General features: G+C 72.5%; 14 protein-coding genes. 6 read left to right on the top strand and 8 right to left on the bottom strand.

Translation table 11 applies throughout. The features are described from left to right. Positions 1–154: 154 nt before the first annotated feature. From GPA02_RS03285 to GPA02_RS03255, 7 genes are all read right to left on the bottom strand, one after another. Positions 155–1,006 carry an ABC transporter substrate-binding protein gene (locus GPA02_RS03285; RefSeq protein WP_156198409.1) on the bottom strand — a complete coding sequence of 284 codons (852 nt, stop codon included), beginning with the start codon at positions 1,004–1,006 and terminating at the stop codon, positions 155–157. A gap of 82 nt (positions 1,007–1,088) precedes the next feature. Beyond that, positions 1,089–2,213 (bottom strand): 6-phosphofructokinase, encoded by a 1,125-nt coding sequence (locus GPA02_RS03280; protein WP_156198408.1) that lies wholly within the window; start codon positions 2,211–2,213, stop codon positions 1,089–1,091. 78 nt (positions 2,214–2,291) lie between these two features. Beyond that, positions 2,292–2,981: a DUF1361 domain-containing protein gene (locus GPA02_RS03275; RefSeq protein ID WP_156198407.1), complete on the bottom strand. Its 690-nt coding sequence runs from the start codon at positions 2,979–2,981 to the stop codon at positions 2,292–2,294. A 6-nt stretch (positions 2,982–2,987) separates the two neighbouring features. Further along, positions 2,988–4,073: an adenosine deaminase gene (locus GPA02_RS03270; protein WP_156198406.1), complete on the bottom strand. Its 1,086-nt coding sequence runs from the start codon at positions 4,071–4,073 to the stop codon at positions 2,988–2,990. Positions 4,074–4,121: 48 nt separating this feature from the next. After that, positions 4,122–4,925, bottom strand: a complete 804-nt coding sequence (locus tag GPA02_RS03265) for a hypothetical protein (RefSeq protein WP_156198405.1) — start codon at positions 4,923–4,925, stop codon at positions 4,122–4,124. A 10-nt stretch (positions 4,926–4,935) separates the two neighbouring features. After that, positions 4,936–5,250 (bottom strand): DUF202 domain-containing protein, encoded by a 315-nt coding sequence (locus tag GPA02_RS03260; protein WP_156198404.1) that lies wholly within the window; start codon positions 5,248–5,250, stop codon positions 4,936–4,938. Beyond that, positions 5,250–5,621, bottom strand: a complete 372-nt coding sequence (locus GPA02_RS03255; protein WP_156198403.1) for a YidH family protein — start codon at positions 5,619–5,621, stop codon at positions 5,250–5,252. Before GPA02_RS03255 ends, GPA02_RS03260 begins: the two co-directional genes overlap by 1 nt. A 188-nt stretch (positions 5,622–5,809) precedes the next feature. Between GPA02_RS03255 and GPA02_RS03250 the strand changes: the two genes are divergently transcribed. From GPA02_RS03250 to GPA02_RS03225, 6 genes are all read left to right on the top strand, one after another. Further along, a complete protein-coding gene (locus tag GPA02_RS03250; protein WP_240133846.1) occupies positions 5,810–7,117 on the top strand; it encodes a glycoside hydrolase family 125 protein in 1,308 nt (435 codons plus the stop codon). Continuing rightward, entirely contained in the window at positions 7,114–8,085 is a 972-nt protein-coding gene (locus GPA02_RS03245; RefSeq protein ID WP_156198401.1) for a carbohydrate ABC transporter permease, read from the top strand. Before GPA02_RS03250 ends, GPA02_RS03245 begins: the two co-directional genes overlap by 4 nt. After that, on the top strand, positions 8,082–8,993 hold the full coding sequence (locus GPA02_RS03240; RefSeq protein ID WP_156198400.1) for a carbohydrate ABC transporter permease: 912 nt from the start codon (positions 8,082–8,084) through the stop codon (positions 8,991–8,993). The genes GPA02_RS03245 and GPA02_RS03240 overlap by 4 nt, the downstream gene beginning before the upstream one ends. 64 nt (positions 8,994–9,057) lie before the next feature. Then, on the top strand, positions 9,058–10,296 hold the full coding sequence (locus GPA02_RS03235) for an ABC transporter substrate-binding protein (RefSeq protein WP_240133845.1): 1,239 nt from the start codon (positions 9,058–9,060) through the stop codon (positions 10,294–10,296). 3 nt (positions 10,297–10,299) lie between these two features. Next, positions 10,300–11,346, top strand: coding sequence for a glycoside hydrolase family 76 protein (locus tag GPA02_RS03230; protein ID WP_156198398.1), 1,047 nt, complete (start codon positions 10,300–10,302; stop codon positions 11,344–11,346). Beyond that, complete coding sequence (locus GPA02_RS03225; protein WP_162457689.1) at positions 11,324–12,517, top strand: glycoside hydrolase family 76 protein; 1,194 nt, start codon at positions 11,324–11,326, stop codon at positions 12,515–12,517. Before GPA02_RS03230 ends, GPA02_RS03225 begins: the two co-directional genes overlap by 23 nt. 37 nt (positions 12,518–12,554) lie before the next feature. On the opposite strand, the gene GPA02_RS03220 is transcribed toward GPA02_RS03225, so the two are convergent. Continuing rightward, entirely contained in the window at positions 12,555–13,658 is a 1,104-nt protein-coding gene (locus GPA02_RS03220) for a LacI family DNA-binding transcriptional regulator (protein ID WP_156198396.1), read from the bottom strand. Between the last annotated feature and the right edge of the window lie 7 nt (positions 13,659–13,665).

Here is a 13,665-nt window from a genome sequence, read left to right as displayed (position 1 = left end):
CGACCGGCCGGAGCGAGCCGCGCATTACGGTGGACCAAGAGAAGGCCTCCCTCGAGTGACGTTGAACACCACTCAGAATGGAGGCCTTCTCCCTACATCCGTGTCACCAACGTGCTGACCGAGTACAGCTAGGTGCCGGGCGCCGCCGGCGGCGTCAGCCGAGCTCGGGGATGTCGTCGGAGCGCAGCCACTCGGTGCGCAGCTCGGCGAGGGTGCCGTCCTCCTCCAGCGCGTCGACCGCGGCGGAGACGCAGTCGGTCAGCGGCGAGTCGAGGTCGAGCACGAAGCCGAGCTGCTCGACGACGCCGCCGTCGGGCAGCGTGCCGATCACCTGGGTGCCCGGGAAGTAGACCGTCGTGGCCGCGACCGCCTGGTCGACGTCCATGACCACGGCCTGCACCTGGTCGTTGCTCAGCGCCTGCATCGCGAGGCCGGCGTCGTCGTAGGGCACCAGCTCGACCGCGTCGCCCCACGCGGCCTCGGCCACGGTCAGCGAGGTCTGCGACGCCGTCACACCGATCCGCGCGCCCTCGAGGTCCGCGAGCGAGGCGGCGTCGGCCAGGTCGCCGTCGCCCGCCACCACGACGCCCTGACGCGTGGTGAGGTACGGGCTCGAGAAGTCCACGGCCTGCTCGCGCTCGGGCGTGATCGAGGTCTGGTAGGCGGCGAGGTCGAACGGCTTCTCCGAGGGCGAGACGATCTGCTCGAACGTCACCTGCTCCCAGGCCACGTCGTCGTGCTCGTAGCCGAGCTCGGCCGCGACGGCGTAGACCAGGGCGGACTCGAAGCCCTCGCCCGACGTGGGGTCCTCTCCCACGTACCAGGGCTCGTAGGGGACGCTCGTGCCGACGGTGAGCGTGCCGTCGGTCAGCGTCGGCAGCGCGCCCGGCTCGCACGTGGCGGCGCCGTCGGTGCTCGGGCCGCCGCCGGCGTCGCCGTCGGAGGTTGAGCAGGCGGTGGCGACCAGCAGCAGGCTGGCGGCGGCGAGCACGCGCGTGAGGCGCACGGCGGATCCTCTCGGTCGGTCTGTCCCGGCAGAGCATCGTAGGCACCCCGCGGCCCGACGGCGTCCCTCGCCGCCCGCGGGCTCAGTCCCCGAGACCCGTGCCGACCTTGCGTGCGGCGAGCACCCAGTCGTGGTCGGGCGGCACGAGCTTGACCTTCCCGGCGACCTCCCGCAGCGGCACCGGTTCGGCGCCGTCGCCACGCGCGGCGACCATGACCCCGAACTCCTTCGCCTTGACGAGGTCGGCCGCGGCCGCACCGAGCCGGGTCGCGAGCACCCGGTCGGCGGCCGAGGGCGAGCCGCCGCGCTGCACGTAGCCGAGGATCGTCACGCGGGCCTCCAGCCCGGTCGCGGACTCGAGCTCGCGCGCCAGCCTGAAGGTGTGCTCGCGCTGGGTGTCCTCGACGTGACGCAGGTGAGCGCGTGCGGCGCGCTCCGCCTCCGGCGTGCGGGCGCTCTTGACGAGCAGCCGGGCCGCCTCGTGGTCGGCGGTGTCGGCGACGTCGCGCGCACCCTCGGCGACCGCGACGACCGAGAACGAGGAGCCTCGCCGCGTGCGCTCGCGGATCGTCTCGGCCACCCGCTCCACGGTGTACGGGATCTCCGGGATGAGGATGACGTCGGCGCCACCGGCGATGCCGGCGCCGAGCGTCAGCCACCCCGCCCGGTGCCCCATCACCTCGGTGAGGATGATCCGGTGGTGGCTGTGCGCCGTCGAGTGCACCCGGTCGATCGCCTCGGTGGCGATCTCCATCGCGGTCGCGAACCCGAAGCTGGTGTCGGTCATCGCGATGTCGTTGTCGATCGTCTTCGGCAGGTGGATGACGTTGAGGCCGGCGTCGACCAGCCGCATCGCGTTCTTCGCGGTGCCACCCCCGCCCAGCATGATGAGCGCGTCGAGCCCGGCCCGCTCGTAGTTCTCGACGACGCGGGACACCATGTCGGCCGACCCGTCCTCGGTCGGGAACTTGTGCACCTTGTCCCGCGAGGTGCCGAGGATGGTGCCGCCGACGGTGAGGATCCCCGACAGCTTGCGGCCGTCCAGCTCCTCGAACCGGTCGAGGACCAGGCCGGTGACGCCGTCCCGGTAGCCGACGAGCTCCATGCCGTAGTGGCCGATCGCGGTCTTGCCGAAGCCGCGGATCGCGGCGTTGAGGCCGGGCGAGTCACCCCCGGCGGTGAGGATGCCGACTCGGGTGCTGGCCATGGGACCCCCTGGGGTGGGCTGCGTCGTCGGCACCAGTGTGGCGGCTGCGGGCGGCCGCCGCAGGCGAGACGGGAGCGCTCAGAACCCGAGCTCGATCGCGGCGCGGATCACCGACCCGGCGACGACGACGTACATGAGCCCGAGGAACGTCGCGTACATGAGGGTGAACGCGACCGCGCTGCCCACCTTGTCGGCCAGGCCGCGCACGACCGTCCGCACCAGCCGCCACGGCCGCAGCACGTCCCACGAGTTCACGCGCACGTGCCGGCCGATGAAGACCCCGAAGGCGACCAGCAGCAGGATCACCACCACGAAGGCGACGGCGTCCGGCTCGAGCATCGAGACCGCGAGGTCGCCGTGGCGCACCACCCCGAACAGCATGTGCGCGACGAACAGCGACGCGACGGTGTTGACGACCCCGCTGGTCGCGAGCGTGATGAGCAGCAGCACGTCGAACCACATCGGCACCGGGTCGTCGGGCTGCCGGTGCGACATGTTGAGCTCGGTGACGAGGTAGCCGGCGTTCGGCAGCAGCAGCAGCCACACCAGCCCGAGCAGCACGAGCACCGGCAGCGCGAGCCACGGCGGCGGTGCGAGCAGCACGAACAGCCCCATGAGCAGCATCAGCGCACCGGGCGCGAGCGACAGCCCGACGTTGAGCAGCATCGGCCGGTACAGCCGGGTGCGGAACACGACGGCGCGCGCGACGACCAGGAGGACCGCGTAGACGTTCAGCCCGACGAGGCCGAGCACAAGGGCGTCGAGCACGGGCGGCTACTGGCGCGTGAAGGGCGCGTACCCGGGCAGGATCTGCTCGTCGATGATCTCCTGCATCACGTCGTGGTGCGAGAACGCGTTCCACGCCGCGGTGACGGTCGCGCGCTCGAGGTCGGCGACGGTCCAGCCCGCCTCGGCGACCAGCAGCGCCATCTCACGGCTCATCGACGTGCCGGACATCAGCCGGTTGTCGGTGTTGATCGTGACCGCGAAGTCGAGGTCGCGCAGCGCGGTGATCTGGTGCGTGGCGATCGAGGAGGCCGTACCGGTCTGCACGTTGGACGTCGGGCAGACCTCGAGCGGGATCTGCCGGTCGCGCACCCAGGTGGCGACGACGCCGAGCTCGGCGAGGTCGGGGTCCTCGGGGTGGGTCACGTCGGCGATGATGTGGACGCCGTGGCCGATCCGCAGCGCGTGGCAGTCGATGACGGCCTGGTCGATCGAGTCGAAGCCCGCGTCCTCGCCGGCGTGCACGGTCACCGGCACGTGCGCGTGGCGCAGCGCGTCGAACGCCTTCTGGTGCAGGGTGGGCGGGAAGCCGTCCTCGGGGCCGGCGATGTCGAAGCCGACGACGCCGCGACCGAGGTTGTCGATCGCGAGCTGCGCGATCTCCTCGCTGCGGTCGTTCTGCCGCATCGCGGACAGCAGCGTGCCGATCCGGATGCGGTGCCCGTTCTCGGCCGCCTCGGCGATGCCGTCGGCGAAGCCCTCCTCGACGGCGTCCACGACCTCCTGCAGCGACAGCCCGCCCTCGAGGTGCTGCTCGGGCGCGTAGCGCTGCTCGGCGTAGACGACGCCGTCGTCCGCGAGGTCGATCGCCGCCTCCTTGGCGACCCGGTACAGCCCCTCGGCGGTCTGCATGACCGCGCACGTGTGCGCGAACGTCGACAGGTACCGCACGAGCGAGCCGGAGTCGCACGCCTCGACGAACCAGCGCCCGAGCGCCTCGGGGTCGGTCGTGGGCAGCTCGTAGCCGATCTCGGCGGCGAGCTCGATGATCGTCGCGGGGCGCAGCCCGCCGTCGAGGTGGTCGTGCAGCACGACCTTCGGCAGGGCGCGGATCTGGTCAGGCGTCAGGGTCACACCGCGAGGGTAGTCCCCCGATCCCGGCCCGCGAGCCGCACCGTCGCGTCAGCGCACGAGCGGGACCAGCGTCCAGGCGAGGTGCGTCCAGCCGCCCAGCGCGCGGTGCGCAGCGGTACGGGCGCGCAGCTCGTCGGGGGCGATCGTCTCGACCCGCCCGCCGCCCGGCTCGTAGACCCGCAGCAGGTCGGGCGTCGGCGCGGGCAGCACGAGCACGAGGTGGCGCGGCACCGCGGCCTGCCAGCCGCCGGTGAGGTCACCACCCGAGTACACCGGCACCGGGATGCCGCGCGCGCTCGCCGCCACCAGCATCGCCAGCACGTCGTCCATCAGCCGCTCGTCGCGGTCGTCGACGGCGCGGTGCCGGTAGACGACGCCCGGCACCCGGGCCTCGCGCGCCACGCCCCAGGGCGGGGTGCCGTAGGCGCGCGGCCACGGGAACGGGCCGAGCGTGGCGCGGGTGGCACGACGGTGCACCGCGGCGGCCGCGGCCGCGACGCGCCGGGCGGCGTCGGTCTCGTGCAGCTGGTCGGGGGCGAGGCCCGCGATCTCGGGCGGGAGCGTGCCCGGCACCTCGCCGGTGGCGAGCCAGTCCTCCAGCCGCGGGTCGCAGGCCGCGTTGAGCAGCAGCAGCCCGGTCGCCGCGCACGTGACGCCGTCGGGCTGCGCCACGGTGACGCCGCCCACCCGCACCGGCCCGGGGCGGGCAGGGAACACGCCCAGGCGAGGCGCTGCGACCCGATGCCCGAGGCCGCGGCGTGCCTCGCCGTCGAGCCGGGAGCGCGCGAGCGCCGTCCAGCGGGGCGTGAAGAGCCTGCTGGCCAGCGCGTTCAGCGACAGCGGTGCCGACATGCCGCCCTCCTCACGTGAGCACCCCGCGGATCGCGACGACGGATCCCAGCGCCGCGAGCAGCACCACGGCGGCCGCGACGCGCCGCATCAGCGGGTAGCTGCCTGCGCCGGGCTGCCAGCCCCGCAGGTCGCGCAGCACGAGGACCAGCACGCCGAGCGACGCCAGGCCCGCGAGCGCCGCCACCAGCGGCATGCCCTGTCGCTGCGCGGCGAAGGCGACCGTGGCGCAGCCGAGCACCGTCGCGAGCAGGGTGCGGCTCCACGCGAGCATGGTGCGCTGGGGCTGCGCACCGCCGTCGGCGTCGAGGCCCGCGACGGCGCGCATCAGCGGAACGCCGTCACCACGGCGTAGACCGCCATCGTGACGCCGATGACGGCGACGCCGACGACCAGGACCGGGAGCGCGGCGGGCGGCGGCAGCGGCTCACGCAGCCGCAGCGCCCGCTCGGCGCGGCGCCACGAGACGAGCGCCCCGACGGCGAGCGCGCCGCCCGCGAGGCACGCGAGCGCGGCGATCGCGTCGAGGAGCGCCGCGGTGTCGGCCAGCGTGCCGAGCGTCGTCAGCGCCACCCCGCCGCCGACCAGTGCCAGCCCGGTGCGCAGCCAGGCGAGCGCGGTCCGCTCGTTGGCCAGCGAGAACCGCGGGTCGGGATCGGTGCCGACCCCGTAGACGGACTCCGGGCGACGCGTCGTCATCGTCGCCGCACGGGGATCGGGCGCCCCGTCACGCCGTCTTGCTCCTGCACGGCTCGAGCCTAGTCCGGGGTCCCGACCGGTCGCGGATCGCGCAGCCCGGGCGCGGTGGGAGTGGTTGCGCGACCCGCTCAGTACGTTTAATGTTGCGGCCATACAACACTGATGTTGAATATGTTCAGAGGAGCACAGTGGCTCACACCGTTCTGGCGGAGACCTCCGCCCAGGTCCGTGACGTCATCGGCTCGCCGGAGATCTCGCGGATCTTCGACGACGCGATGACGCGCACGCTGCGCGAGGCCTTCGTGCACCCCGCGGGCGAGGAGGTGTTCGTGCTCACCGGCGACATCCCCGCCATGTGGCTGCGCGACTCCGCCGCCCAGGTGCGCCCCTACCTCCCGCTGGCCGCGCGCGACGAGCAGCTGGCCGACCTGCTGGTCTCGCTCGTGCGCCGACAGGTCTCCTCGATCCTGCTCGACCCCTACGCCAACGCCTTCAACGCCGGCCCGACGGGCGCCGGGCACGCGGGCGACGACACCGACATGCACCCGGCCGTGTGGGAGCGCAAGTACGAGATCGACTCGCTCTGCTTCCCGCTGCAGCTCGCGCACCAGGTGTGGCGCGCGACCGGGCGCACCGACCACGCCGACGCCGACCTCGCGCGGGCCGCCGACCTCGTCATCACTACCTGGCGCGTCGAGCAGGACCACGCCGAGCGCTCGCCCTACCGGTTCCAGCGCCACGACGGCCCACCGACGGACACCCTCACCCACGGCGGGCACGGCTCCCCCGTCGGCCGCACCGGGATGAGCTGGAGCGCCTTCCGGCCGAGCGACGACGCGTGCGAGATGCACTACAACGTGCCCGGCAACCTGCACGCCGTCACCGCGCTGCACCGGCTCGCCGAGCTGGCCGAGCACGTGCTCGCCGACGACGGGCTCGCCGGTCGTGCCCGCGACCTCGCCGCCGAGCTGCGCGCGGGCGTCGAGACCTGGGGCGTCGTCGACCACCCCACGCACGGCCGCATCTACGCCTACGAGGTCGACGGCCTCGGCGGCGCGGTGCTCATGGACGACGCGAACATGCCGAGCCTGCTCTCGCTGCCGCTGGTGTGCGACCTCGCCGTCGACGAGGCAACCTACCTGCGCACGCGGGCGTTCGTGCTCTCCCCCGACAACCCGACCTACGTGAGCGGCAGCCACGCCAGCGGGCTCGGCAGCCCGCACACCCCGCAGGGCCACGTGTGGCCGATCGCGCTCGCCGTGCAGGGCCTGACGAGCGGCGACGACGCGGAGCGCCGGGCGCTGCTCGACCTCCTCGCCCGCACCCACGCGGGGACGTTCCGCATGCACGAGTCGTTCCACGTCGACGACCCCGGGACCTTCACGCGCGAGTGGTTCTCGTGGGCGGACTCGATGTTCTGCGAGCTGGTGCTCGACATCTGCGGGCTCGGCGTCCGGACCGTCACCGGCGAGGGCGCACCGGCGGTGGCGCGATGACCACCGTGCAGCCGACCGTCGTCAGCGCCGAGGCGGTGGACGTCGCCACGCGCGGCGGCGCCGGCACCGCCCGACGCAGGCCACGCGGCTCACGACCGTTCCGCAGCCCGCAGGCGCAGGAGCTGTGGGGGTGGACGTTCGTCGCCGTCCCGATGCTGCTGTTCCTGACGTTCGTGATCATCCCGGTCGTCATGGCGGTCGTGCTGAGCTTCACCGACTACGCGGTCATCGGCGACCCGGAGTGGGTGGGCGTCGAGAACTACCGCCGCATCCTGGACGACCCGATCTTCTGGCTCGCGCTGCGCAACACCGTGATCTACACGGTGATGTTCGTCCCGCTGGGCGTCCTCGTCGCGCTCGGCACCGCGCTGCTGCTCAACCGCAGCAGCCGCGTCGTCAACCTGTTCCGCACCCTCTTCTACATCCCGGTCGTCGCCTCGACCGTCGCGACCGCCACGATCTGGTACTGGCTGCTCAACCCGCAGTCCGGGCTCTTCAACATCGTCCTCGGCTGGTTCGGCATCGACGGCCCCGCGTGGCTGTACGACTCGAAGTGGGCGATGACGGCGATCGTGCTGATGTCGGTGTGGTCCGGCTTCGGGACCAACATGCTCATCTACCTCGGCGGGCTGCAGGGCATCCCCCGCGAGCTGTACGAGGCCGTCCGCATCGACGGCGCGAACGCCTGGCAGTCGCTGCGCCACATCACGCTGCCGGGGCTGTCGCGGACGACCTTCCTCATCTCCACGCTGCTGATCATCGGCGCCTTCCAGGTCTTCGACCAGGCGTACCTGCTCACCAAGGGCGGCCCCGGGAACTCGACGCTGACCGTCGTCTACTACATCTACAACCAGGGCTTCGGCGGTCTGAAGATGGGCTACGCCTCGGCGCTGTCCTTCGTGCTGTTCCTCATCATCGCCGTCTTCTCGATCCTCAACTTCCGGCTGACGTCACGGAGACAGTCATGACCGCCGACGCCCAGACCTACGTCCTGCGCGCCACGCGCCCCCGCACGCCGCGGCAGAGGCTCGGCACCGCGCTGTGGTTCGTCGCGGTCCTCCTCATCTCGCTGACCACGGTGTTCCCGCTGGTCTGGACGATCGTCACCTCGCTCAAGCCCGAGGGCGAGATCCTCACGTCGTCGCTGCGCATCTGGCCCGACGCACCCACCCTGGGGAACTACGTCCGCGCGTGGACGACAGTCCCGTTCGGCCGCTACTTCTTCAACTCGACGTTCCTCGCGGTCGCGGGCGTCGTGCTCAACATCTTCTTCGGCTCGCTCGCCGGCTACGCCTTCGCGCGGCTGCGGTTCCGCGGCAAGCGGGTGCTGTTCGGGGGGCTGCTGTCGTCGCTGATGATCCCGGGCATCGTCACGATGGTGCCGACCTTCCTGGTGCTGCGCCGGTTCCCGTTCGCGGGCGGCAACGACCTCTTCGGCGACGGCGGCACGGGGTTCATCAACTCCTACTGGGCGGTGATCCTGCCCGGCGCGGCCGGCGCCTTCGCGGTGTTCTTCATGCGGCAGTTCTTCGCGTCGATGCCCGAGGAGCTCGCCGAGGCGGCCCGCATCGACGGCGCGTCGGAGTTCCGCATCTTCGCCCAGATCTACATGCCGCTCGCCTCCGCCGGCGCGGCCGTGCTCGGCATCCTCACCTTCCAGGCGGGCTGGAACAGCTTCATGTGGCCGCTGATCGTGCTCAGCGACCGCTCGATGCTCACCGTGCAGGTGGGGCTCGCGGCCTTCAAGTCCGAGCACACCACCGACTACGGCCCGCTCATGGCCGGCACGGTCATCGTCAGCCTGCCGGTCCTGCTCATCTTCGTCCTCGCCCAGCGCTACATCATCGAGGGCGTCGCCCACATCGGTTCCAAGTAGCTCCCGCTACCCGACACAAGGAGACACGCACGTCATGTCGAGGAAGACAGCAACGTCACGCTTCGTGAAGATCTCGGCGACGCTCGCCGTCGGGGCGCTCGCCCTGACCGCCTGCTCCGGCGCCTCCGGCTCCGGCACCGACGACGGCGAGGGCGGCCAGGCCGTCACGTTCTGGGGCAACTGGACCGGTGAGCAGGCCACCCAGATCGAGACCCAGGTCGAGGCCTTCAACGCCAGCCAGGACGACTACGTCGTCACCTACCAGCCGCAGGAGGAGGTCGAGGCGAAGCTGCTCACCGCGATCGCCGGCGGCGGCGTGCCCGACGTCGTGCTCTGGGACCGCTTCCAGACCAGCGTCTACGCCAGCCGCGGTGCGCTGATGCCGCTCGACGACCTCATCGCCGAGGACGGCGTCGACACCTCGCTGTTCTACGAGGCCGCGCTCAACGAGCTGGTCTACGACGGCACCACCTACGGGCTGCCGCTGACGGTGGACAACCGCTCGCTGTTCTACAACGCCGAGCTGCTGGCCGAGGCGGGCCTCGAGCCGCCGACGACCTGGGACGAGCTCGGCGAGGTCGCCGAGGCGCTGACGGTGCGCGAGGGCGGCTCGCTGGTGCGGTCCGGCTTCGCCCTCAACGACGTCGGGCTGTTCAGCATGTGGCTCGGGCAGGCCGGCGGGCGGATGGTCTCCGAGGACGGCACGGCCGCCTTCAACAGCCCCGAGGGCCTCGCGGTCCTCGAGGAGTGGGAGGAGCTCATGCACGACCGCGGCGTCTACGAGCTCGGCTTCGCGGAGGGCACCGACGGCTTCGCCGAGGGCACGGTCGCGATGGCCTACAACGGGCCGTGGACGCTCGCGACCTACGACGCGATCGAGGACCTCGACTACGGCATCGTCGCGGCCCCCGCCGGCCCGGACGGCGACCGCGCCTCCGGTCTGGGCGGCTTCGGCCTCATCATCCCGGAGGGCGCGCCCAACGTCGAGGGTGCGTGGGAGTTCATCCGCTGGTGGACGACCGAGGCCTCCAACGGCGTCGCCTTCGCCGAGCTGAGCGGCAACATGCCGGCCAACCTCGAGGCCGCCGAGGACCCGTTCTTCACCGAGAACGAGGACTACGCCGCGCTGCTGGAGACGATGGAGTTCGCGACCGCTCGCCCGACCGTGCCGGGCTACTCCGACGCCGAGGTGCAGGGGCTGATCCCCGAGCTGCAGCGCTTCATGGCCGGTGAGATCAGCGCGCAGGAGGCGCTGGACAACGCCGAGGAGTCCTTCAACCGGATCCTGGCGGAGAACTCCTGAGACATGGCCGACCACCTCGACTGGCCCGCCCGGGCCGACCTCGCCCACCGCAGCCTCGCCGAGCTCTACGGCGCACCCCCGCCGCAGCTGCTCAACAACACCCGGCCGGTGGACGACAACGAGACGTTCAACTACTGGTGGCTCGCTCACGCCGTCGACGTCGCGCTCGACGGCTGGGAGCGCACGGGCGACGAGACCCACCTGCGCACCGCCGTCGAGATCGTCGAGAACCTGCTGGCGCGCAACGGCGGCAGCCTGTTCAACGACTACTTCGACGACATGCTGTGGCTCGGCCTCGCGCTCGAGCGGCTGTCGCGGGCCCCCGGCCGGGGCGAGCGACTCGAGGACGCCCGCACCATCTGGCGGCACTGCCTCGACGAGGGGTGGAACGACACGATGGGTGGCGGCATCGCGTGGCGCAAGCCGCAGCTCGGCTACAAGAACACGCCCGCGAACGGCCCGTTCGTCATCCTGGGGGCGCGGCTCGCGGGCCGGCTGGGGGCCGACGACCCCTACCTGGTGCAGGCGCGCCGGTGCATGGCGTGGCTGCGCGAGCACCTCGTCCGCCCCGACGGCACCGTGGAGGACGGCGTCAACCGGGAGGGCGACGGCCGGGTCGACACCGACTGGCGCTACACCTACAACTACGGGTTGTTCGTCGGCGCGTGCGTCGAGCTGTTCGCGCACGACGGCGACGAGGAGTGGCTGGCGCTGGCCGAGCGCAGCGCCCGCCGAGCCGTCGAGCTGCTCGCGGTCGACGGCGTGTTCCCCGAGTCCGGGGGCGGTGACGTCGGCCTGTTCAAGGGGATCTTCTACCGCTACCTCGACCTGCTGCTCGCGCTGCGACCCGCGCCGGACCTGGTCGCGTTCGTTCGCGCGGGCACCGACGTGCTGTGGCGGGTCGGGCACGTCGACGGCGTGCTGTGGGCGGGCGACGACTGGCGGGTCCCGCCCGCTCCCCCGACGTCGATGTCCACCCAGCTCTCGGCGGTCATGGCCACCGAGGTGCGGACCCGGGTCGAGGCCCGTGCGCTCAGCCACGCGGGGTGAGCACCCGGCGCCCGACGGCGGCCCGAGCCGCCGTCGGGCGCTGGCGCTCGGGGCGCTGGGTGCAGCGGGCGCGCTCGCCGGGCTCACCGGCTGCGGGTCCGCCGCGGAGGCGCCCGCCCGCGCCGCGACCGTGCTGCCGCCGAGCGAGCCCGCACGGGCGGCCGTGTGGCGTGCGGAGGTCGCGCAGGCCTCGCTGGTCACGCTCTTCGACGCGCCCTCGCCACAGCTGCTGCACTACGCCCACCCGCACGACCCGGCGGCCGACGCACCGTTCCACTACTGGTGGAACGCGCACGCCGTCGACGTCGCGATCGACGCGTGGGAGCGCACGCACGACCCGGCCGACCTCGCGCGCGCCCAGCAGCTGCGCGAGAACCTCGTGCTCCGCAACGGCGGCCGGCTGGTCAACGACTTCTTCGACGACATGGGCTGGTTCGCGCTCGCGCTGCTGCGGCTCGCCGAGGCCGATGACGACCCGACCGCGCTCGACGACGCGGTCGCGCTCCACGACCACGTCTGGGACCTCGGCTGGAGCAGGCAGGGCGGCGGCATCGTGTGGGAGAAGGGCAGCTACCACTACAAGAACACGCCCGCCAACGGTCCGTTCGTCATCGCCGGCCACCGGCTGCACCGGGCCACCGGCGAGGACCGGTTCCTCGAGCGGGCGCGCGCGTCGCTGCAGTGGTGGGAGGACACCCTGGTCGAGCCCGACGGCTTCGTCCACGACGGGATCAACCGGCTGGGCGACGGCACGATCGACACCGCGTGGCGGTTCACCTACAACCAGGGCCTGTACATCGGCGCCTGCGTCGAGGAGTACCGCACCGACGGCGACCCCGCGCGCCTGGACCGCGCGGCCGCGACCGCCGACGTCACGCTCGCCGAGCTGACCGACGGCCCGGTGCTGCGGCCGGACGGCGACGGCGGCGACGCCGGGCTGTTCCCGGGCATCTTCTACCGCTATGCCGGGCAGCTGCTCGCCGAGACCGAGCACCCCGGGCTGGCCGAGCTGGTCGCGACCAGCACCGAGGTGCTGTTCGAGCACCAGTACGTCGACGGTGTGCTGCGGGCCGGCGACGACTGGTCCGCGCCCGCGCCGGCGAGCACCGACCTGTCGACCCAGCTGAGCGCCGTGATGGCGTGCGAGGTGGCCGCCGCGCTGCACCGCTGACGCGGCCGGGCCGCCGGGGGGTGGTGACCCGACGGGCTCAGGCGCGCGGCGGCGCCGTCGTCTCCCCCACCACGAGCTCGGTGGGCAGCACCTGCTTGGTGACCCTGCCCGGCTCGGCGATCTGGGCGAGCACCGACTCCAGCGTCGCCTGCCCGAGGCGCCGCTCGTGCTGGTCGATGTGGGTGAAGCGGCGCACCTCGTCGTCGAACACATGCTCCGGGGCGTCGAAGGAGACGACCGAGACGTCGCGCGGCACCTCGCGGCCCAGCTCGCGCAGCGCCCGCACGAGCAGCAGCCCGACGGCGTGCTCGGAGGCGACGAACCCGGTGAGGTGCTCGTTGCTGCGCAGGAACTCCTTGAGGTTGCTGAGGTCGTCGTCGACGCTCACCTCGTGGTCGGGCACCACCGAGGAGACCCGCCGGTACTCGTGCGCGGGGCTGAACGGCAGCCCGTGCTCGGCGTGCGCGAACACGAAGCCGCGGTGCCGGTCGTCCAGCGTCGAGACCGTGCCGGACGACGTCACGAGCCCGATGTGCCGGTGGCCCAGCTCGAAGAGGTGCTCGGCGGCCGCGCGGCCCGAGGCGATGTTGTCCGAGCACACGGTCGAGACCGGCAGGCCGTCGAGGTTGCGGTCGAGGATGACCAGCGGCCGCTGGGTCGAGACGAGGTCGAGGATCGCGGGCGCGATCCACTCCGAGGAGCCCGGCTGCAGGATGAGGCCGTCCACGCCGAGGTCGCGGTACTGGGCGAGCAGCCCCTGCTCGCGGTCGTGGAACCCCTCGGTGCGGCCGAGCACGACGTTGGCACGGCCGAGGCTGGCGTCGAGGATCCCCCACAGCACGCGCGTGCCGAAGCTGTCGTCGAAGCTGGTGAGCACGCAGCCGATCGTCGGCAGGGTGCGCGCCGACCTGTCGTTCGCGCTGCCGGTGCGGGAGACCACCTCGGAGCCGAGCCGCGGCCGGCGGGTGATGTAGCCCGCCCGGTCGAGCAGGTCGAGGGCGTGCTTGATCGTGATCGTCGAGACGCCGAACTCCTCCGCGAGCTGGTTCTGCGTCGGCAGCCGCTCGCCGACGGCGATCGCGCCGGACTCGATCCGCTCCTTCAGGGTCGCGAACACCCTGGCGTACAGCGCATCGTTCATCGCCACC

The organism is Actinotalea caeni (genome assembly GCF_009733795.1).
Classification (GTDB): domain Bacteria; phylum Actinomycetota; class Actinomycetes; order Actinomycetales; family Beutenbergiaceae; genus Pseudactinotalea; species Pseudactinotalea caeni.
This window is presented reverse-complemented; position numbering and strand designations above follow the sequence as displayed.